The organism is Pseudomonas asiatica, from assembly GCF_009932335.1.
In the GTDB taxonomy this organism is placed as follows: Bacteria; Pseudomonadota; Gammaproteobacteria; order Pseudomonadales; family Pseudomonadaceae; genus Aquipseudomonas; species Aquipseudomonas asiatica.
Genome location: NZ_BLJF01000001.1, coordinates 1,104,782 through 1,125,012 on the forward strand (window position 1 = coordinate 1,104,782; position 20,231 = coordinate 1,125,012).

The 20,231-nt window shown below is 63.6% G+C and carries 22 protein-coding genes and 1 pseudogene; 11 read left to right on the forward strand and 12 right to left on the reverse strand.

Translation table 11 applies throughout. The features are described 5' to 3' along the window. The first annotated feature begins 1 nt into the window (after position 1). From GYA95_RS05070 to GYA95_RS05100, 7 genes are all read left to right on the forward strand, one after another. Positions 2–1,129: an acyl-CoA dehydrogenase gene (locus GYA95_RS05070; protein WP_015269653.1), complete on the forward strand. Its 1,128-nt coding sequence runs from the start codon at positions 2–4 to the stop codon at positions 1,127–1,129. Between the two features lie 13 nt (positions 1,130–1,142). After that, positions 1,143–1,916 (forward strand): enoyl-CoA hydratase, encoded by a 774-nt coding sequence (locus GYA95_RS05075; RefSeq protein ID WP_013971834.1) that lies wholly within the window; start codon positions 1,143–1,145, stop codon positions 1,914–1,916. Positions 1,917–2,555: 639 nt separating this feature from the next. Next, positions 2,556–2,891: a hypothetical protein gene (locus GYA95_RS27735; protein WP_161551284.1), complete on the forward strand. Its 336-nt coding sequence runs from the start codon at positions 2,556–2,558 to the stop codon at positions 2,889–2,891. Positions 2,892–2,899: 8 nt separating this feature from the next. Beyond that, entirely contained in the window at positions 2,900–3,304 is a 405-nt protein-coding gene (locus GYA95_RS05085) for a TraR/DksA family transcriptional regulator (RefSeq protein ID WP_003259022.1), read from the forward strand. A 178-nt stretch (positions 3,305–3,482) separates the two neighbouring features. Then, positions 3,483–3,674, forward strand: a complete 192-nt coding sequence (locus tag GYA95_RS05090; RefSeq protein ID WP_015269656.1) for a hypothetical protein — start codon at positions 3,483–3,485, stop codon at positions 3,672–3,674. Between the two features lie 411 nt (positions 3,675–4,085). After that, positions 4,086–4,556 (forward strand): hypothetical protein, encoded by a 471-nt coding sequence (locus GYA95_RS05095; protein ID WP_003259020.1) that lies wholly within the window; start codon positions 4,086–4,088, stop codon positions 4,554–4,556. Beyond that, positions 4,553–4,765 (forward strand): hypothetical protein, encoded by a 213-nt coding sequence (locus GYA95_RS05100; protein WP_015269657.1) that lies wholly within the window; start codon positions 4,553–4,555, stop codon positions 4,763–4,765. Before GYA95_RS05095 ends, GYA95_RS05100 begins: the two co-directional genes overlap by 4 nt. A 12-nt stretch (positions 4,766–4,777) precedes the next feature. On the opposite strand, the gene GYA95_RS05105 is transcribed toward GYA95_RS05100, so the two are convergent. The 7 genes from GYA95_RS05105 to GYA95_RS05135 all read right to left on the reverse strand — a co-directional run bounded on the left by GYA95_RS05105 (position 4,778) and on the right by GYA95_RS05135 (position 11,936). Then, complete coding sequence (locus tag GYA95_RS05105; protein ID WP_003259017.1) at positions 4,778–5,143, reverse strand: Na+/H+ antiporter subunit G; 366 nt, start codon at positions 5,141–5,143, stop codon at positions 4,778–4,780. Continuing rightward, positions 5,140–5,418, reverse strand: a complete 279-nt coding sequence (locus GYA95_RS05110; RefSeq protein ID WP_003259015.1) for a K+/H+ antiporter subunit F — start codon at positions 5,416–5,418, stop codon at positions 5,140–5,142. The genes GYA95_RS05105 and GYA95_RS05110 overlap by 4 nt, the downstream gene beginning before the upstream one ends. Further along, positions 5,415–5,903: a Na+/H+ antiporter subunit E gene (locus GYA95_RS05115; RefSeq protein WP_015269658.1), complete on the reverse strand. Its 489-nt coding sequence runs from the start codon at positions 5,901–5,903 to the stop codon at positions 5,415–5,417. Before GYA95_RS05115 ends, GYA95_RS05110 begins: the two co-directional genes overlap by 4 nt. Continuing rightward, complete coding sequence (locus GYA95_RS05120) at positions 5,900–7,579, reverse strand: monovalent cation/H+ antiporter subunit D (RefSeq protein ID WP_015269659.1); 1,680 nt, start codon at positions 7,577–7,579, stop codon at positions 5,900–5,902. Before GYA95_RS05120 ends, GYA95_RS05115 begins: the two co-directional genes overlap by 4 nt. Then, positions 7,576–7,920 (reverse strand): Na+/H+ antiporter subunit C, encoded by a 345-nt coding sequence (locus tag GYA95_RS05125; RefSeq protein WP_013971840.1) that lies wholly within the window; start codon positions 7,918–7,920, stop codon positions 7,576–7,578. The genes GYA95_RS05120 and GYA95_RS05125 overlap by 4 nt, the downstream gene beginning before the upstream one ends. Further along, positions 7,920–10,835 (reverse strand): monovalent cation/H+ antiporter subunit A, encoded by a 2,916-nt coding sequence (locus tag GYA95_RS05130; RefSeq protein WP_015269660.1) that lies wholly within the window; start codon positions 10,833–10,835, stop codon positions 7,920–7,922. The genes GYA95_RS05125 and GYA95_RS05130 overlap by 1 nt, the downstream gene beginning before the upstream one ends. Positions 10,836–10,985: 150 nt before the next feature. Next, positions 10,986–11,936 (reverse strand): DMT family transporter, encoded by a 951-nt coding sequence (locus GYA95_RS05135; protein ID WP_015269661.1) that lies wholly within the window; start codon positions 11,934–11,936, stop codon positions 10,986–10,988. A gap of 83 nt (positions 11,937–12,019) precedes the next feature. On the opposite strand from GYA95_RS05135, the gene GYA95_RS05140 reads away from it, so the two are divergent. Next, entirely contained in the window at positions 12,020–12,583 is a 564-nt protein-coding gene (locus GYA95_RS05140) for a helix-turn-helix domain-containing protein (RefSeq protein WP_015269662.1), read from the forward strand. Positions 12,584–12,724: 141 nt separating this feature from the next. Here GYA95_RS05140 and GYA95_RS05145 read toward each other — a convergent pair whose 3' ends face one another. Then, positions 12,725–13,273, reverse strand: coding sequence for a cysteine hydrolase family protein (locus tag GYA95_RS05145; protein WP_015269663.1), 549 nt, complete (start codon positions 13,271–13,273; stop codon positions 12,725–12,727). An 82-nt stretch (positions 13,274–13,355) separates the two neighbouring features. Here GYA95_RS05145 and GYA95_RS05150 point away from each other — a divergent pair, with 82 nt between their 5' ends. Both GYA95_RS05150 and GYA95_RS05155 read left to right on the forward strand, forming a co-directional pair. Continuing rightward, positions 13,356–14,339, forward strand: coding sequence for a GlxA family transcriptional regulator (locus tag GYA95_RS05150; RefSeq protein WP_015269664.1), 984 nt, complete (start codon positions 13,356–13,358; stop codon positions 14,337–14,339). A gap of 105 nt (positions 14,340–14,444) precedes the next feature. After that, positions 14,445–14,825 (forward strand): antibiotic biosynthesis monooxygenase, encoded by a 381-nt coding sequence (locus GYA95_RS05155; RefSeq protein ID WP_015269665.1) that lies wholly within the window; start codon positions 14,445–14,447, stop codon positions 14,823–14,825. On the opposite strand, the gene GYA95_RS05160 is transcribed toward GYA95_RS05155, so the two are convergent. Both GYA95_RS05160 and GYA95_RS05165 read right to left on the reverse strand, forming a co-directional pair. Then, positions 14,804–15,574 carry an alpha/beta hydrolase family protein gene (locus GYA95_RS05160; protein ID WP_054572859.1) on the reverse strand — a complete coding sequence of 257 codons (771 nt, stop codon included), beginning with the start codon at positions 15,572–15,574 and terminating at the stop codon, positions 14,804–14,806. The genes GYA95_RS05155 and GYA95_RS05160 overlap by 22 nt on opposite strands. Continuing rightward, positions 15,558–16,676, reverse strand: a complete 1,119-nt coding sequence (locus tag GYA95_RS05165; protein ID WP_161551285.1) for a DUF3182 family protein — start codon at positions 16,674–16,676, stop codon at positions 15,558–15,560. Before GYA95_RS05165 ends, GYA95_RS05160 begins: the two co-directional genes overlap by 17 nt. Positions 16,677–16,896: 220 nt before the next feature. On the opposite strand from GYA95_RS05165, the gene GYA95_RS05170 reads away from it, so the two are divergent. Next, the gene (locus tag GYA95_RS05170; protein WP_015269667.1) at positions 16,897–18,705 is read left to right on the forward strand and encodes an aminopeptidase P family protein; all 1,809 of its coding nucleotides are present in this window, start codon (positions 16,897–16,899) and stop codon (positions 18,703–18,705) included. A 41-nt stretch (positions 18,706–18,746) separates the two neighbouring features. Here the strand turns inward: GYA95_RS05170 and GYA95_RS05175 are convergent, their stop codons facing one another. Further along, positions 18,747–19,028, reverse strand: a complete 282-nt coding sequence (locus tag GYA95_RS05175; protein WP_003259745.1) for a hypothetical protein — start codon at positions 19,026–19,028, stop codon at positions 18,747–18,749. 168 nt (positions 19,029–19,196) lie between these two features. Then, positions 19,197–20,106: pseudogene (gene rhtA / locus GYA95_RS05180) on the reverse strand (threonine/homoserine exporter RhtA). Positions 20,107–20,231 lie beyond the last annotated feature (125 nt).

Here is a 20,231-nt window from a genome sequence, read left to right on the forward strand (position 1 = left end):
CATGCTGGTAACTGACGAGCAACAACAGATCGCCGAGGCGGTACGCGCCTTTGCCCAGGAGCGCCTGAAACCGTTTGCCGAGCAATGGGACAAGGAACACCGCTTCCCCAAGGAGGCCATCGACGAGATGGCCGAGCTGGGCCTGTTCGGCATGCTGGTGCCGGAGCAGTGGGGCGGCAGCGACACCGGCTACGTGGCCTATGCCATGGCCCTGGAGGAAATCGCCGCCGGTGACGGCGCCTGCTCGACCATCATGAGCGTGCACAACTCGGTGGGCTGTGTGCCGATCCTGCGTTTTGGCAGCGAGCAGCAGAAGGAACAGTTCCTCACCCCGTTGGCCAGCGGTGCGATGCTCGGCGCCTTCGCCCTGACCGAACCGCAAGCCGGCTCCGACGCCAGCAGCCTGAAGACCCGTGCACGTCTGGATGGCGACCACTACGTGCTCAATGGCAGCAAGCAGTTCATCACCTCCGGGCAGAACGCCGGGGTGGTGATCGTGTTCGCCGTGACCGACCCGGACGCCGGCAAGCGCGGCATCAGTGCCTTCATCGTGCCCACCGATTCGCCGGGCTACCAGGTGGCGCGGGTCGAGGACAAGCTCGGCCAGCACGCCTCCGACACCTGCCAGATCGTTTTCGACAATGTGCGCGTGCCGGTGGCCAACCGCCTGGGCGCCGAAGGCGAGGGCTACAAGATCGCCCTGGCCAACCTCGAAGGCGGCCGCATCGGCATCGCCTCGCAGGCGGTGGGCATGGCCCGCGCGGCGTTCGAAGTGGCGCGTGACTACGCCAACGAGCGGCAGAGCTTCGGCAAGGCGCTGATCGAGCACCAGGCGGTGGCCTTCCGCCTGGCCGACATGGCGACGAAGATTGCCGTGGCCCGGCAGATGGTGCTGCACGCTGCCGCGCTGCGCGATGCCGGGCGCCCGGCGCTTGTGGAAGCGTCGATGGCCAAGCTGTTTGCCTCGGAAATGGCCGAAAAGGTCTGTTCGGATGCCTTGCAGACCCTGGGCGGTTATGGCTATCTGAGTGACTTCCCGCTGGAGCGGATCTACCGCGACGTTCGGGTTTGCCAGATCTACGAAGGCACCAGCGACATTCAGCGCATGGTCATTGCGCGCAATCTTTGAAGGAGCAGACTGCATGGCATTCGAAACTATCCTGTTGGATATCCACGGCAAGGTCGGCCTGATTACCCTCAACCGCCCGCAGGCGCTGAACGCGCTGAACGCGCAGATCGTCGGCGAGATCAACCAGGCCCTGGACCAGCTCGAGCGCGATCCGAACATCGGCTGCGTGGTGCTGACCGGTTCCGCCAAGGCCTTTGCCGCTGGTGCCGACATCAAGGAAATGGCCGAGCTGCAATACCCGCAAATCTACGTTGACGACCTGTTCAGCGATTCCGACCGCATTGCCAACCGGCGCAAGCCGATCATTGCCGCGGTGTCCGGTTTTGCCCTGGGCGGTGGCTGCGAGCTGGCGATGATGTGTGACTTCATCCTGGCGGCGGACAATGCCAGGTTCGGCCAGCCGGAAATCAACCTTGGCGTGCTGCCGGGCATGGGCGGCACCCAGCGCCTGACCCGCGCGGTGGGCAAGGCCAAGGCCATGGAACTTTGCCTGACCGGTCGCCTGATGGGGGCTGAGGAAGCGGAGCGTGCCGGGTTGGTGGCGCGTATCGTGCCGCAGGCTGAGCTGGTGGAAGAGGCGCTGAAGGTGGCCGCGACCATTGCCAGCAAGTCGATTCCGGTGAGCATGATGGTCAAGGAGAGCGTCAACCGTGCGTTCGAAGTCACCCTTAGCGAGGGTGTGCGCTTCGAGCGGCGGGTGTTCCATGCGGCGTTTGCTACCGAAGACCAGAAAGAGGGGATGGCTGCGTTCATTGCCAAGCGCGAGGCGCAGTTCAAGGATCGTTGATTGGAATCGGCATTGCCGTTGCTTTTGCTTTTGCTTTTGCTTTTGCTTTTGCTTTGCTTCTAAGCGCACGGTAGCTCAGGCGCCGCCGATTGCGACTTCAGGAGGCCGAGCGAAGGGACTGCGGAGGGAGGTGACGGGCATGGATGCCCGTCAAGCGCTGAGGCCCCATGGATGGGGCCTGCAGCGCGTACTCCCGGGAGCAGGCCCGTAGCGAGGGGACCCCGGAGCGAAGCGTAGGGGCCGGATGATGGGAGCCAGCGTTTTTTGGTTACTTTTTGTCGCGTTTGACAAAAAGTGACCCGCCGTAAGGGCGGAAAGGTGATTAAGCGCCACCTTCGAAAATGAATGTTGACCTTGTTGTTGATGCCCACGCTTGAAAGCGAAGAGCGAAGAGCGAAGAGCGGAAACGTACTGGTCTTGATCTCGCGCATAGTCCATTTACGATGGCGACGCTTACTCACCTTTTCGCCCTTACGGCGAGTCACTTTTTGTCAAACGCGACAAAAAGTAACCAAAAAACGCTGCGCTCCCATCATCCGGCCCCTCCGCTACGCTACGGGGTTCCCTCGCGCCGGTCTTGCTCCCGGGAGTACGCGCTGCAGGCCCCATCCATGGGGCCTCAGCGCTTGACGGGCATCCATGCCCGTCACCTCCCTCCGCAAAACCTCTGCTCGGCCTCCTGAAGTCGCGAAGATCAAGATCAAGATCAAGATCAAGATCAAGATCAAGATCAAGATCAAGATCAAGATCAAGAGCCAGAGCCAGAGCCAGAGCCAGAGCCAGAGCAGAGGGCGCCGACTGGCGGAATGTGGGCACCGGAAGCAAATTCGCACCCAATTGCAGTTGCTCCACGCGACGTGGCGCCTTAGACTGCCGCCCCCTGTAAAAGAGTGCCGGTTGGCGCTTGAAGAATTCTGCTGCCGATGCCGAGGCGTCGGCGGCACCCGAATCGCCCAAATGCACATTTTTTCATAGAGAAATCGATGACCAAGGAACAGTTGCTGGCCATGTCGGCCGATGACTACATGAACGCTGACCAGCTGGCTTTCTTCGCTGGCCTGCTGCAGGCGATGAAAGTCGAAACCCATGAACGCATCGAGCTGAGCCGTGCCACCATCGAAGGCCTGGACACCCCGTCGGACCCTGCCGACGTGGCTTCGGTCGAAGAAGAGCGTAGCTGGCTGGTGAATGCCATCGACCGCGACCAGCGCCTGCTGCCGCAGCTGGAAATGGCCCTGGACCGTATTGCCGACGAAAGCTTCGGCTGGTGTGATGACAGCGGTGAACCAATCGGCCTGAAGCGTCTGCTGATCAGCCCGACCACCAAGTACTGCATCGAAGCCCAGGAGCGCCACGAGCAGCTCGACCGCCACCAGCGCCAGGTGTAACCCCGCGCGGTGTGCCAAGCCCCACGGAGCGATCCGTGGGGCTTTTTGCGTTTCTTGCCGGCGGCGGTTTTGTTGCCCTGCACGTAACACTGCTGTACCGGGATGCGCTGTTTCAGCGCCGTAAGCAGGCGTATCATCACTTTATCGTTAGGGTGCTAATTAAATTCCGGAGGGAATGATGAATAGCCGGGTCGATGTAGCCGTGATGATTGGTTCTGGTGTGCCAGCCTCGATGCGGGCGCTGGGTAAACGCATCTGCTGGGTGGTGCTGGTCAATGGCGAACGCCGTGGTACCGCATTTGCCACCCGTGAAGAGGCCTTGGAGTGCCAAGCGGCCTGGCAGCAGTTGAAGAAGGGCCTGGCTGCCTGAGCACCGTGAGTGCTGCCGGCAAGCGAACGGGGTGTTGTTCAGGGCGTTCGCTTGTAAGAAATGTACTTTGCCTCTCGACGAATTTCGGTGTTTTCGTGCATATTCTTTCCCCAGTAATGCGCTGATGGATTGCAGGGCCCGTTCTTACGTGCGCTCTGGCATTGCCTGTCGCATTTTTTTCTGGCGGTTTTGCTGTCAGACATTGCGCTTCCCGAATCGGGAATATGCCGAAAGCCTGTATTTGAGGCCAGATCTGGCAAGCCAGGGTAAAGATTCCCGCACGCTGCATCGCCAGCGGGCGCAGACATTTCGCATATCGCTTTATTACTCTTTTCGCCTATCGATAAGAAATGGCCGTGCCTCACCGAGCTTTGGGTGAGGGCGGGTTGTAACCGGTTGAGGATTACTTCATTGGCAGTCAGCACTCTTGATACCCATGCGTTGTTCGCCTTGGGCGACTTGCGCGGTAAATTGGCCCAGCTGTTCCAGGGCCGCTTTGTCTATGTTACGGAACAGAGTCCCGAAGGCCTGTACATGGCCGAAATCGACACCGAAAGCGCATTGGTCGTCGATGACAAGCAGCGTTTGGAACTGAAGGTCGGCGACCACTTTCGCGCCGCCGTGCTGCCCAGCCGCGAAGGCGGCAAACTGGAAATGCGCTTTCGCGAAATCAAGTTGAACGTATATGGCGTGGGCGACTATGCCTTTGTGTCGGTGCCTGAAGGCGAGGGCATCGTGTTCCGTGAAGGCCACGGTGTGATGCTGGTATTCGCCGCACAGCAACAAGTGCAGGAAGGCCTGGGCAAGTTGCTCAAGGCGGTGACCGGCAAGGTTGCCAAATGGCGCAAGGGTGAGCTGACCACCTTCAAGGCCAGTGAATGACCCACAGTGACGACGCGCCTGCCACGCGTGCCGAGTTCCATCGGCAGCACCAGGCGGATGCCGTGTCCGAGGCCGAGCGTTTGCTGGCCAGGCGCGAAGAACTGCAAGGCGCCTGGTTGAACTGGGTGGCAGGGGAATTGTATCGCCTCGGCCCGCCGCCTTATGCGGCCATGGTCCGGCGCGAGTTGCAGCGCCTGGCCCAAGGGTGAGGTGGCGACCTGTCAGTTGCCTCGATCGCGGCCGCTGCTGACTTCTTCAGGGACCGGCTCTTTCGCCATGCGCTTGCGGAACAGCGCCGCCCGGGCCAGCAACAGTGTGGTCACCGGCACGGTGATCGACAGCAGGATCGGAATCAGCCAGGCGTGCAGCACCGGGGCTTCCTTGAGCCAGGAAAAGTAGATGATCGAAGCCAGTGCCACGCACCAGGCACCAATGGTCGAAGCCAGTGCCGGCGGGTGCATCCGCTGGAAGTAGTCCTTCAGCCGCAACAGGCCCACGGCACCGATCAGGGCGAACAGGCTGCCGGTCAGCAGCAGCGCGGCTGTGACCAGCTCCAGCCAGAAGGGAAGTTGCAGGGTTTCAGTCATTCGATCACCTCACCGCGCAGCAGGAACTTGGCCAGGGCAAACGAGCCAACGAAACCGAACAGCGCAATCAGCAGGGCACCTTCGAAGTAGGTGTCACTGGCATAACGGATTCCCAGCACCAGCATGGTCAGCATCGCCAGGATGTACAGGTAGTCCAGCGCCAGCACCCGGTCCTGGGCGGACGGGCCGCGGAACAGCCGGATAAGTGCCAGGGCCATGGCCAGGGCGAAGATGAACAGGCTGGCGAGGACAGCATTGGCGAGCAGGCCTGTCATTGGAAAATCTCCATCAGCGGGCGTTCGTAGGTGTCCTTGAAGTGCTGGATGAAGGCCGCCTCATCGTCCAGGTCGAACACATGCAGCAGCAACACGCTGCGGTCCAGGGCCAGCTCGGACCAGACCGTGCCGGGCACCACCGTGGTAATCATCGACAACGCCGCCAGGCCATGTGGGTCGTGCAGGGCCAGCGGGATGTGCACGAAGGCCGAGCGCGGCGGCTGCTTGCTGGCGCGCAGCACGCCACGGGCAACCAGGAGATTGGACATGATCACATCGATGCCGACACGGCCAATCAGCCGGGCGATGGCCAGCGGCCGTCGCACATGGGCATGCTGTGGGCGCAGCGGTGCCATCAGCAGTGGCGCCAGCACGCCGAGCGCGGCTGCCAGCAGCAGGTTGCCGGGGCTGACCGAGAGGTTCAGCAACAGCCACAGTGCGAACAGCGAAACCGATAACAGCGGTGCCGGGAACAGTCGATTCATGGCTGCACCTGTACGTCGAGCGAGGTGGGGCCAGGAATCGGCCGGGCGGCCATCACGGCTTCGATATAGGTGTCGGGGGCCTGCAGGCTGGCGGCGGTGTCCTGGGTGTAGCGCAGCAGCGGCTCGGCCCTGAAGCTGAGGATGAAGCACAGGCCGAGCAGGATGACGATGGGCAGACATTCATAGCGGCGCAGCACCGGCGACGGGCGCTCTTCAGGCTTCCAGAAGCGCTGGATGCCGACGCGGCCGAAGGCGATCAGCGAGGCCATGCCAGACAGGACCAGCAACGCCACCAGGCCCCAACCCGCCATGCCCAGCGGCTGCTCGGCAGGCACGCCCAGCCCTTGCGGGTTGAACAGCGCGCTGATCAGGTTGAGCTTGCCGACAAAGCCCGACAGCGGCGGCATGCCGATGATCAACAGGGCGCAGGCGATGAAGCTGAGGCCGAGGAAGGCCATGGTCCACGGGATGATCTGGCCGATCACAACCTTTTGTTCATCGTCGAGGTTGATACCCTTGGGCGGGTGCAGTGATTCCAGCGGTGGCGGCATGGCGTCTTCTTCGTCGTCCAGCGGTGCTTCGTTGGCCGAGCGCGAACGTTCGACCAGTTCGGCGAGCAGGAATAGCGCGCACAGCGCCAGGGTCGAATTGACCAGATAGAACAACGCCGCGCCGGTCAGCGCCGATTGCGCAAAACCGACGGCGCCGAGCAGGGTGCCGGCTGAAACCAGGATGCTGAGGGCGGCCATGCGCTCCAGGCGCTGCGCGGCCATGATCGACACTGCCGCCACCGCCAGGGTGACCAGGCCACCGTACACCAGCCATTCACCACCGAAGTGCGCCGAGGCCCCGGCCTGCCCTGAGAACAGCAGAGTCCACAGGCGCAGCACGGCATACAGGCCGACCTTGGTCATGATGGCGAACAGCGCCGCCACCGGCGCGCTGGCCGAGGCATAGGCCGGTACCAGCCAGAAGTTCAGCGGCCAGATGCCGGCCTTGACCAGGAAGGCCATGGCCAGGATCGCCGCGCCAGCGTGCAGCAGGCCACGGTCGGCCTCCGGCACCAACGGAATCTTCAGCGCCAGGTCGGCCATGTTCAGGGTGCCGGTCACGCCATACAGCATCGCTGCGCCGATCAGGAACAGCGACGAGGCGAACAGGTTGATGGCAATGTAGTGCAGGCCGGCACGCACTCGGGCGCGGCCCGAGCCATGCAGCAGCAGGCCATAGGAAGCGGCCAGCAGCACCTCGAAGAACACGAACAGGTTGAACAGGTCGGCGGTGAGGAAGGCGCCGTACAGGCCCATCAGCTGGATCTGGAACAGTGCGTGGAAGCTGGCCCCGGCACCGTCCCAGCGAGCGCGGGCAAACAGCAGGGCACTGAAACCGATGATGCCGGTGAGGGTCAGCAGCAGGGCCGACAGGTGGTCTACCACCAGCACGATGCCGAACGGTGCCGGCCAGTTGCCCGGCAGGTAGACACCGATCGATTCCGCCTGGCCCTGGGTGCGCACCCACAGCAGCAGGCTGACCGCGATGGCCAGGCCGGCAAAGGTCGACAGCAGGTTCAGCCAGGCCTTTGTCTGCCGGTGTTTCTCGCCCAGCAGCAACATCAATGCCGCGGTAACCAGGGGCAGCAGGATGGGCGCGATGATCAATTGGCTCATGCCACTCATTCGTCACGCTCCCGGCCATCCACGTGGTCGGTACCGGTCAGGCCGCGCGAGGCCAGCAACACCACCAGGAACAGCGCGGTCATGGCGAAGCTGATGACGATGGCGGTGAGCACCAGGGCCTGCGGCAGCGGGTCGGTGTAGTGCAGCAGGTCCTGGGGCACGCCGTCCTTGATGATCGGTTCCTTGCCGATGAACAGGCTGCCCATGCTGAAGATGAACAGGTTGACCCCGTACGACAGCAGGCAGAGGCCCATGATCACCTGGTAGGTTCGCGGGCGCAGGATAAGCCACACTCCCGAAGCGGCCAGCACGCCGATGGCAACTGCAATCACTTCTTCCATCAGGCGGCTCCTGCTTGGCTGGTTTTCGCCGGGTTACCCGGGCGGTAGGCGCGCACCGATTGGTGCGCCAGGGCGGTGAGGATCAGCAGGGTCGAGCCGACCACCACAGTGAACACCCCGACATCGAAGAACAGCGCGCTGGCCACGTGCACATCGCCGAGCAACGGCAGGTGCAGGTGGGCGGTATGGGTGGTGAGGAACGGGTAGCCCAGCAGCATGGCGCCCGCGCCGGTCAGGGTTGCGCACAGCAGCCCGGTGCCCATCCAGCGCAGCGGGCGCAGGCTCATCTGCGCCTCGACCCACTGGGTGCCGGCCACCATGTACTGCAGGATGAACGCCACCGACATCACCAGGCCGGCAACAAAGCCGCCACCCGGCTGGTTGTGGCCACGCATGAACAGGTACATCGACACCAGCAGGGCGATCGGCAGCAGCAAGCGCACCAGCACCGCGGGCACCATCATGAAGCCCAGGGCGGTGTCGGTGGCATGCCGCGGGTTGATCAGGTCGGTGACCACGTCGGGTGCCAGCTGACGCTGTTGCGCCGGCAGTTGCATGCTTTCCTTGGGCGGGCGGAAGCGCCGCAGCAGGGCGAACACGGTCAGCGCCACGGCCACAAGCACGGTGATTTCACCGAGGGTATCGAAGCCACGGAAGTCGACCAGCATGACATTGACGACGTTGGTGCCACCGCCCTGGGGTAGTGCCCGGCTCAGGTAGAACGAGGAAATGTCGTTCGGCGTCGGCCGGGTGAGCATGGCGTAGGACAGCACGGCCATGCCGCCACCTACCAGCACCGCCAGCAGCAGGTCGCGCAGGCGACGCATGCGCGCACGCTCGAGGCTGCCCGGCAGCGGCGATACGCCTTCGATTCGCCGCGGCAGCCAGCGCAGGCCGAGCAGGATCAGCACGGTGGTGACCACTTCCACTACCAGCTGTGTCAGGGCCAGATCGGGCGCGGAGAACCAGACGAAGGTGATGCAGGTCATCAGGCCGCAGACGCTGACCATGATCAACGCCGCCAAACGGTGATACTTGGCCTGGTAGGCAGCGCCGATGGCGCAGGCGATGGCGATCAGCCACAGCGCGACAAACACGCCCGAGCCCGGAATCTTCGGCCGGTCGCCCCAGCTGAGACCACTGTAGAGCATGGGGGTGAGGCCGGCGAGGAAGGCGGCGAGCACCAGCATGAACAGCTGCGATTGCAGGCGGCGGCTGGTGAGCAGGCGCTCGATGCGCCGCGCCAGCAGCATTAGCTGCACCTGGCCGTGTTCGAACAGGCGCTTGCCATTGAAGCGTTCGATCACCGGTGGGTAGGGGAAGCGGCCAAGGCGCAGCTGCTTGCGCAGCAGCAGGTAAAGCACGATACCGCCGCTCATGGCCACCAGGCTCATGATCAGCGGCGCGTTCCAGCCATGCCAGATGGCCAGGCTGTATTCCGGTAGGGTGCCGCCCACCACAGGCAGGGCGGCGGCGGCCAGCAGCGGGCCGACCGACTGGGCAGGGAAGATGCCCACCACCAGGCAGGTAAGCACCAGCAATTCGACCGGCGCACGCATCCAGCGTGGCGGTTCGTGTGGTGTGTGCGGGAGGTCCTGTGCAGTGGGGCCGAAGAACACATCGACGGTGAAGCGCAGGGCATAAGCCACGCTGAAGGTGCCGGCCAGGGTGGCGACCACCGGCAACGTGGCCTCGACCCAGGCAGTGGAGCTGATGAACACCGTTTCGGCGAAGAACATTTCCTTGGACAGGAAACCGTTCATCAACGGCACGCCGGCCATCGAGGCGCTGGCGACCATGGCCAGGGTGGCGGTGTATGGCACCAGGCGTATCAGCCCGCTGAGGCGGCGGATGTCACGGGTACCGCTTTCGTGGTCGATGATGCCGGCGGCCATGAACAACGAGGCCTTGAAGGTGGCGTGGTTGAGAATGTGGAACACCGCCGCGACCGCGGCCAGCGGGCTGTTCAGGCCCAGCAGCAGGGTAATCAGGCCCAGGTGGCTGATGGTCGAGTACGCCAGCAGGCCCTTGAGGTCGTTCTGGAACATGGCGGCGAAGGCGCCGAGCAGCAGGGTGAGGGCGCCAGCACCGCCTACGATCCAGAACCACTCTTCGCTGCCCGACAGCACCGGCCACAGGCGCGCCAGCAGGAACACCCCGGCCTTGACCATGGTCGCCGAGTGCAGATAAGCCGATACCGGGGTGGGCGCTGCCATGGCATGGGGCAGCCAGAACTGGAAGGGGAACTGTGCGCTCTTGCTCAGGGCGCCGATGAGGATCAGCGGCAGCAGCACCGGGTACAGCGCATGCTGGCGGATGGTGTTGCCGGCAGCCAGGACCTTGTCCAGGTCGTAGCTGCCGACCACATGGCCGAGCAGCAGGGCACCCACCAGCAGGCACAAGCCGCCCGCGCCCGTGACCATCAGCGCCATGTAGGCGCCACGGCGGGCGTCGGCACGGTGGTGCCAGTAGCCAATCAGCAGGAACGAGAACAGGCTGGTGAGTTCCCAGAAGAACACCAGCTGGATCAGGTTGCCGGAGATCACCAGGCCGAGCATGGCGCCCATGAAGGCGAGGAAGAAGGCGAAGAAGCGCGGCACCGGGTCTTGTGGCGACATGTAGTAGCGGGCATACAGCGAAACCAGCGTACCGATGCCCAGCACCAGCAGCGAGAACAGCCAGGCGAAGCCGTCCATGCGCAGCACCAGGTTCAACCCCAGGCTGGGCAGCCAGAGGAACTCTTCGCGAATCACGCCACCGTGGGCAACCTGAGGGTACAGCAGTGCTACCTGGACAGTGCCGACCAGGGCCACGAGCCCGGCGAGAATGGACTCCGCGTTACGTGCGTTGTGCGGCAGCACTGCTGCCAGGCAACTGCCCACGAACGGCAGAAGCAATAGCACTATCAATGACATAGCGTTCTATTCTGGAGAAGTTTGCAAAGAATCATACGTGCCGAGGGGTTGATCACCAACACGCAAGCTGTCGCAGAATCCTACAAACAGGCTGTGACAAGCTGTTTTTTTATAACAGATTCTTACAAAGCATAGCCGCAGTTGGCGGCTTTACAGGCCAGCCTGGCGTTCACCTTCATCCGTCACTTCCCGCGATTCGGCCACCTCGCGCGGGCGGCGCACCTTGAGTTCGCTGACCACCACCGCGATCACGATCAGCAGGCCGCCGAGCAGTGCCACGCCCGGCAGGCGCTCACCGGCGATGCGCCCGACGATCCCGGCCCATACTGGTTCGCCGGCATAGATGAGGGTGGCGCGGGTGGGCGAGACCGACTTCTGCGCCCAGTTCATGGCTACCTGGATCACCGCGCTCATGGCGCCCAGGCCCACGGCACTGGTCAGCAGCAGCCAGGAAAAATCGGGTATGCGCTCCTGGGTCGGCACGATCATCAGGAACGCCAGCAGCGAGGCGGTCGCCAGCTGCACCACGGTGACCCGGCGCACATCGACCTGCCCGGCGTAGCGGCTGATCAGGATGATTTCGCCGGCAATGGCCACGGCGCTGACCAGGGTTACCAGCTCGCCTTCGCTGAAGTGCAGGCTGCCACCCTCCGGACCGGCCAGCAGCATCAGGCCGATGAACGCCAGGCCGATACCGATGCTGGGCATCAGGCCGGGGCGCCGGCCCAGCACCAGCCATTGCAGCAGCGGCACGAACGGCACGTACAGCGCGGTGATGAACGCCGACTGGCTGCTGCTGATGGTTTGCAGGCCCATGGTCTGCAGGCCGTAGCCGAGCATGATCGACACCCCGATCAGCATGCCGGCCTTCAGTTCGGTGAAGGTCAGCCCTGGCAGCGCCCGCGCCGAGACCACCCCGACGAACAGCGCGGCTGCGGCGAAGCGCAGGCCGACGAAGAACATCGGGCCGCTGACGCTCATCACGTTGTGCACCAGCAGGAAGGTGCCGCCCCACAGCATGGTGATGAACACCAGCACCAATTCGGCCTTGCTCAGGCGAAAGGCAATGGCAGGGGTCGGTTTGCTGCTGGGCTGGCTCATGGTCTTGCGCACTCGGAGGGGGCGGCGCACAATCGCCGCAAAGTGGGCAGTATACTGCGCAATACCGACCAGTGAGCAATATAGTGCACAAAGATTCCTCGCACCGGGCATCGGTGCTGCAACATGTCAGCCTCAATGTACGCAGCCTGCGCAACGCCGCGGGTATGAGCCAGACGGCGTTGGCGGAGCGTTCCGGGGTCAGCCGGCGCATGCTGGTGGCGATCGAGGCGGGCGAGAAGAATGTCAGCCTGACTACTCTCGACCTGATTGCCGAGGCCTTGGGCGTGGCTTTCAGTACTCTGATCCAGGCACCTGACCAGCGCGACCCCGGGCGCATCGAAGAGTTGGCCTGGGCCGGGGAGCACCCGCAGAGCCGGGCGGTGCTGCTGGGCAGCAGCGTGGCGCGGCGCGAGGTGGAACTGTGGGAATGGACCCTGGCACCGGGCGAGTGCTATTCCAGCGAGGCTGATGCCGAAGGCTGGAGCGAGCAGATTTATGTGGCGCAAGGGCAACTGACGCTGATTATCGAAGGGGTCGAGCATCGCCTGCAGGTCGGGCAGTTCCATGTGTTTCCCAGTAACTGCCGGTATGCCTATCGCAACGATGGGGCGGTGGCGGTGCGGTTTGTGCGCAATGTGGTGATTTGATCGAGAGGTGTTGCTGCCTCCAGGGCCTCATCGCCGGCAAGCCAGCTCCCACAGGTTCGCCACTGGCTATGAGCCTGAAGGTGGACCTGTGGGAGCTGGCTTGCCGGCGATGAGGCCCGTATGGGCAACCAAGGTTCGCGGTCAGTCTCCTATCAACTCATCGGTCCTGACCACCTTGGCATAGGCAAACGCCAACGCCGCCATCACCGAATCATGCACCTGCGCCGCCGGCACCCGCTTGCCATTGAACTCCAGTGGCAGCGTGGCACAGGCGTCGTGCGCCACGGTCACGTCGTAACCCAGGTCGGCCGCGGCCCGGGTGGCGGCGTCGATGCACATGTGGCTCATGCTGCCGACGATGGTCAGGGCCTCGATGCCATGCCGGTCCAGCGTGTGCTCAAGGTCGGTACCGAGGAAGGCGTTGACCTTGTGCTTGAGCACCACCGGCTCACCGGCTTGAGGCTCGACCTTGGCATGGATCGCCGCACCCTGCGAGCCTGGCGCGAAGAACGGCGCATCGGCGCTTTCGAACTCATGCCGCACATGCACCACCAAGTCGCCCCGTTGACGCGCTGCCGCCAACAGGCGGGCAGCATTGTCGGCCGCCTGGTCGGCACCATCGAGGGTCCATTTGCCGCCCGGGAAGTAGTCGTTCTGGATGTCGATGATGATCAGCGCCTGCTTGCTCATGCTGCCTCCTGTGGCAGTAGTCGTTGGATGACGTTAGTTATAGGCTGTGTGCACTGACCTGAGGATTGGCGCGAACGACACTATGCAGGCAAAAACTGACAACCCCGCCAGCCTGGACATCGGCCTGCTGCTGTACCCCGGCGCGCAGCGTGCTGCCGTGCATGGGCTGGCCGACCTTTTCCTGGTAGCCAACCGGGTGGTTGCCGAACTGGGTGCTGTCGAGTTGCCGTCGGCGCGTATCAGCTTTTGGCAGGCAGACGAGGCAGGGCGGTTGCAGCTTGCCCCTGAGAGCCCGCCTGCCGCCCCGGCCGATCTGCGGGTGCTGATCATTCCGCCAAGCCTGGAGTCGGCACCACAGGGTGAGCTGCTTGAGCGCCATCGCGCGTCGTTGTGCCAGTTGCACGGGCACGGCACGGTGCTGGCATCGGTGTGCATCGGGGTGTTCTTCATCGCCGCCAGTGGTCTGCTCGACGGGCGCCCGGCCTGTACCCACTGGAACTACGTGCATTCGCTTGCCCAGCGTTTTCCCAAGGTGCGGGTCGAGGCCCAGCAGCCGTTGCTGGACGATGGCGACATCGTCACCTCGGCCGGGCTGATGGCCTGGACCGACCTGGGCTTGCGCTTGCTGGAGCGCTTCATGGGCGCGACGGTGGCGCGGGAAACTGCCCGCTACCTGGCGGTCGACCCGGTCGCGGCGCCACTGCCCGGTGCAGTGTTCAACCCACGCCTGGACCATGGTGATGAAGCAGTGCTGAAAGTGCAGCACTGGTTGCAGGGCAACGGTGGGCAGGATGCCGACCTGGCCAGCATGGCCGCATGCGCGGGGCTGGAGGAACGCACTTTCCTGCGGCGTTTTCGTGCTGCCACGGGGCTACGGCCGACCGAGTACTGCCAACAGGTGAGGGTGGGGCGTGCGTGCCGCTTGCTGGAGTTCACCCGGCGCAATGTCGAGCAGATCGCCTGGGGCGTCGGTTACCAGGACCCGGGTGCGTTTCGCAAGGTGTTTCAGCGCATCACCGGCCTGACCCCGAGTGATTATCGGCGGCGCTTCGCGGTATCGGGTTAGGGCGCGGGGGCGTTCCCGGTGCGGAAACCGCTTGACCTTGACATAACTTGAGGTTTTACCCTGCTCTGCATCGCGCTGTAGGCGTCCGTCACCAGGAGACCGTTCATGACGGCAACATCCCATGCCCTGTGGTTTACCCAGATGATCGAATTTGAAGTGCCTGGCAAGTTCCAGCAGGCCTTGGCCCAAGCGCTGGTGGCGCGCAGCGAAGAGCTGGCCGCGCGTTGCGAAGGACTGCAGGGCGTCAGTATTCAGGCCAGCGACGATGGCAGCCGGGTGCTGCAGTACCTGCAGTGGCAATCCCGCCAGGCGTGGGCAGCGGCGGCCGTATATTTCGTCGGGGAACCTTTCCTCGACCTGCTTGGCCAGTACCAGGCGCGTGGCGTCAACTTTGCTGCCTACCAGACGCTGCGCAGCCTGGTGCGCGGTGCCGATGGCGGCCTGCATTGCCAGGTGGGTGAGCCTCAGGCATACCAGGGCGCGTAGTGCGGGTAGCGATCCAGGCGGGCGCCAATGACCATTTCGCTGACCCATGCCGCCAGGATCGAACTGTAGGCTTTCTGGCTCTCTTCGCTGGACAGCGCGTGGTCGGCACCGTCGACGATGCGGTGGGTGAGCGAATGGGCGCTGACGAATGCCGAGCGGTAGCTCATCAAGGTGCTGTGCGGTACGTAGTCGTCCTGCTCGGACTCGACCAGCAGTACATCGCCACCGAACTCGGCACAGGCTGCCAGTGCGCGGTTGTCTGCCGGGCCGAGCAGGCGTTGGCGATAGGCGTTCAGCCGTTGCCGGTCGAGGGTTTGCTTGGGGAGGTTCCATTCGTCGTCCCAGTACATCGCGGGTACCCTGAGGGCCAGCCATTTGACCGGCCGCTCACGGGTCAGCAAGGTGGCCAGGTAGCCGCCATAGCTGCTACCGATGATGGCGATGGCACTGGTGTCGACGGCTGGGTGGCTTGCCAGCCGGTCGTAGGCCACCAGCAGGTCGGTCAGGTTCTGTTCGCGGGTTACCGTCAGCCGTTGGCTTTCGGTTTTTTCGTGGCCGCGCAGGTCGAAGGTCATGCATACGCAGCCCAGCCCGGTGATATGCCGGGCGCGGGCCAGGTCGCGTTGCTGGCTGCCACCCCAGCCGTGGACGAAGAGAATGCCCGGCATCTTGCTGCCGGGGCTGACCAAGGTGCCGACGATGCTGTCATCCTCGACCTGGAGTTCAACGGTTTCACTTTGAATGGTCATGTTCGCGAATCCGCGCAAATTTGCTGAGTTGTCCGAGTTCACTGTCGTTTCCTTGGTAAAAGAGGGTGGCGTCAGTGGGTAGTTCGGGGGTGCCGAACACTTCATGGGTGGAGGCACGTACCCGTTGCAATGCCGGGTCGTCGGCGAACGCCTGCAAGGCCAGCAGTTCGGCACTGCTGGCACCGCCCAGGCGCCAGGATTGCTCGAGTACGCCGCTGCGCAGGTGGCCCTGTGGGTTCACGCCGCGGGCAATGTCGTAGTTGCGCCGCGAGGCAATGAAGCCGGGGAAGTGCTGCTCGGCGGCCTGTTCGTAGGCCATCGCCTGGTTGATGGCCAGGCGCAGCGGCTCATCCAGCGTCAGTTGCAGCAGTGCCTGGTAGTCACCGCGTACCACTACCAGGTCGGAGCCGCCATACACTTCCGTGCCCTGATGGTCGCGGGTAAGTTGCTGGGTGCCGTGATAGCTGCAGGTCAGGCCGGCGACACGTACCTGGCCAACGCTGAAGGTTTGCACTTCGCTCAGGTCTTCCTCGAGCACCAACCCCCATAGCGCAAGGTCCTGGTCATCCATGCCGGCCAGCAGCGGTTCCAGCTCATCCGCCGTGGTTATGACCTGTTGCCCACGGCCTGCGCAGGCCAGTACCGGCTTGATTCGCAACGGGCCGTCCGTCAGTAACAGCTGTGCGGCGGTCCGTGCATCGGCCTTGCTGAATACGGTGTAGCCGCGCAGCAGGGCGTCGCAGGCTTGCCGTGCGAAGGCATCGGTCCAGCCCGGCGGGAAACTGGCCCCGGCCGGCAGCGGGTGGGAAATCGCCTTGGTCGCCATGTAGGGGTGTGCGACCAGGCCACCGAAAAGGTCCTGTTCGCTGCAGATGCCGAGGGCGGCATGGCGTTCGGGATCGACCAGGGTTTCGGTGGGCAGGTAGTAGTAGCCGTCGGTGGCGCTTGGTGGCTGGCTGGGTTGCACGTGCGGGCAGCCCAGAAGGCGGGCCAGGCCATCGGCAAGCTTCAGGTGCACGGCATGCTCGTGGTCGGGGGTGTGCGCGCGGGTGTCGAGCAGCACCACGCCGCTTTTAGGGGCGCAGGCGTTGGGCATGGTCATTTGCCTGTGTGCAATGAATGTACTGAGTGTGAAGCCGGTGCTTTGTGGAAGTTCAGCGGAACTTGATCGGTGGTTCTGGCCCGTCTGTAGGAAATGTCCGGTATGCGCAGGGCGTCACGGGCAATGCATGCCGTGTGTCGGTCGCCAAGATTGCAGGGCCTCGGCGGCTGTTCCATTATCGGCACACTGGATAAACCGTGATGTAGCCGCAGGAGAGCGCATGAACGTTCAGACCACCCTTGGGCAAAGCGTGCCGCAGCGTTTGGCGCTGGTTCGCCAGGCCATGGCCGCAGAGGGCATCGATGCCTTGCTGGTACCTTCGGCCGACCCCCATCTTTCCGAATATCTGCCTGGTTACTGGCAAGGGCGCCAGTGGCTTTCGGGTTTCCATGGCTCGGTCGGCACGCTGGTCGTCACAGCTGGCTTTGCCGGGTTGTGGGTCGATAGCCGCTACTGGGAACAGGCGGAACACGAGCTGGCAGGCAGTGGCATCGAGCTTATGAAGCTGCTGCCGGGAAAGCCTGGTGCGCTGGAATGGCTGGGCGATCACGTCGAGCCCAACGGCAGCGTGGCGGTAGATGGTGCGGTCATGGCGCTGGCTTCGGCGCGCCAACTGAGCGATCGGCTGAAGGCGCGCGGGGCGCGATTGGTGACTGACAAGGACCTGCTGGGCCAGGTCTGGGAAGGGCGCCCGGCGCTGCCAGGCAACCCGGTCTACCAGCATTTGCCGCCGCACGCCACGGTGAACCGTGCGGAAAAACTGGCGCAGTTGCGCCAGAGCGTGCAGGCCAAGGGGGCCGATTGGCATTTCATCGCCACCCTGGATGACATCGCCTGGCTGTTCAACCTGCGCGGTAGCGATGTTTCCTACAATCCGGTGTTCGTGGCCTTTGCTCTGATCAGCCAGCAGCAGGCCATCCTGTTCGTCGGCCAGGACAAGCTCGACGAACATCTACGCAAGGTGCTTGCGGCCGACGGTATCGAAGTGCGTGACTACGCCGAAGCAGGCAAGGCCCTTGCCGCCATGCCGGCCGGCAGCCGATTGCTGGTCGACCCGGCCCGGGTGACCTGCGGCCTGCTGGATAACCTGCCGACCGAGGTGGAGCTGGTCGAGGGGCTCAACCCCAGCACCTTGAGCAAGTCGTGCAAGGGTGATGAGGACCTGGTGCACATCCGGCAGGTGATGGAGCAGGATGGCGCGGCCCTGTGCGAATTCTTCGCCTGGCTCGAGGCCAACCTTGGTCGTGAGCTGGTTACCGAGCTGACGATCGACGAGCAGTTGAGTGCCGCCCGTGCCCGCCGCCCAGGTTTCGTGTCGTTGAGCTTCTCGACCATTGCCGCCTTCAACGGCAATGGCGCGATGCCACATTACCGCGCCACGGAACAGTCGCACGCGGTCATCGAGGGCGATGGTCTGCTGCTGATCGATTCGGGCGGGCAGTACCTGGGGGGCACCACCGACATCACGCGCATGGTGCCGGTGGGCAACCCGAGCCTTGCACAGAAGCAGGATTGCACACGCGTGCTCAAAGGCATGATCGCCCTGTCGCGTGCCACCTTCCCGCGGGGCGTGCTATCGCCGTTGCTCGACGCCATTGCCCGGGCACCGATCTGGGCTGACCAGGTGGATTACGGCCACGGCACCGGGCATGGTGTGGGCTACTTCATGAACGTGCACGAGGGGCCGCAGGTAATTGCCTACCAGGCGGCACCCACGCCGCAGACCGCGATGCAGGTGGGCATGATCAGCTCGATCGAGCCGGGTACGTACCGCCCAGGGCAGTGGGGAGTGCGCATCGAGAACCTGGTGGTCAATCGCGAGGTCGGCAAGAGCGCCTTCGGCGACTTCCTGAACTTCGAGACCCTGACGCTATGCCCGATCGATACCCGCTGCCTGGTGCCCGAGTTGTTGTCCAGGGAAGAACTGGACTGGTTGAATGGCTATCACGCCAGAGTACGCGAGCGTCTGGCGCCGTTGCTCAAGGATGACGCGCTGGCCTGGCTGGAGGCGCGCACCGCGCCCTTGTAAGGTGGCAAATGAAAAGGGCAGCTTGCGAGCTGCCCTTTTTTCTACTTGCAGATGACGATCATGCTGCGGCTGGTGTAACCCGCCGGGTTGATGCCGAACAAGTAGTCACCGGGTTCTTCATCGCTATCGCCCGAGCGTGCAATGACCCGGTATCCGCGCGTGCTGCAGGAGCTTGCGGCCTTGCTGTAGCAGTTGTCCCACGAGGAAGACAGGCCGGAGCAATTGATATGCAGGCCTTTCTTGCCCTTTTTGACCTCGGTCTTGGCCGTGGCGGCACATCCAGCAATAGCCAAGATGGCCAGGATGAGCAAAATACGTTTCATTCCTGTCCTTAAATGCAGGGCGGATCAGCTGCCTGGCCCTGTCGTTATCGCTTTGGTTCTTCCTGAAATTTCCCCAGCGTCCGTGTTCGGTCCAGTAGATAGCGTAAAGATGATGATTCTGTGACAGCTTAATCAGCGAGACGGGTCGCTACAATCACTAATCCTGTCTCAAATGAAAATATTTCTCATGTCAGTCAGTGGCAACGACCGGGCTGGGTTCCTTGCGCATGGACAGGGTGGTGCCGACAGACGCGGTGATGATCGCCAGAATAGCCAGCCACTGGGTAATCGTCAGTACCTCGCCCAGGAACAGCAGGCCGGACAATGCGCCGAATGCTGGCTCGATACTCATGAGGGTGCCGAAGGTGCGTGCCGGGATACGCGTGAGGGCAACCATTTCCAGGCTGTAGGGCAGGGCGGTGGACAACACCGCGACGCCTAGCGCCATGGGGATCAGGGCAGGTGTGAGCAATGCGCTGCCGGCGTGGGCGATACCGATGGGGGCAACGAACAGCGCGGCCACCACTACGCCCAGTGCGGCACTCTGGATACCATGCTCGGCCCCGGCACGTTGCCCGAACAGGATGTACAGCGCCCAGCATACGCCCGCGCCCAGGGCATAGGCAGCGCCGACCGGGTCGAGGGCCTGCCCGCCATGGCCGGCAGGCAGCAACAGCAGCAGGCCGACGATGGCCAGGGCAATCCACAGGAAGTCGATCGGCCGGCGCGAGGAGAAGATTGCCACGGCCAGCGGGCCGGTGAATTCCAGTGCCACGGCAATGCCGATCGGTACCGTTTGCAGGGCCATATAGAAGAGGAAGTTCATGCCGCCCAGCGCCATGCCGTAGATGATGACGTTGCGCAGGGTATTGCGGGTCATGCGCACACGCCAAGGGCGCAGGATAAGCAGCATGATGATGCTGGCGAAAATCAGGCGCAGGGTGGTGGTGCCTTGCGCGCCGATGATGGGGAACATGCTTTTGGCCAGGGAGGCGCCGGACTGTATCGATGCCATGGCGATGAGCAGCAGGCCGATCGGGAAGAGGGTAGCGGCCAGGCTGCGGGGCTGGGTGTTCATTTCTGCGCGACGATCCTTGAGCGGGATTGGGGTGAGCAATATAGTGCGCAAATACGGTGGGTGGGGGCAAGGTGCCCGGCGTTGTTATTTCGGTGCTCGAACTCACCGGTGCTGCAAGGCTCGCG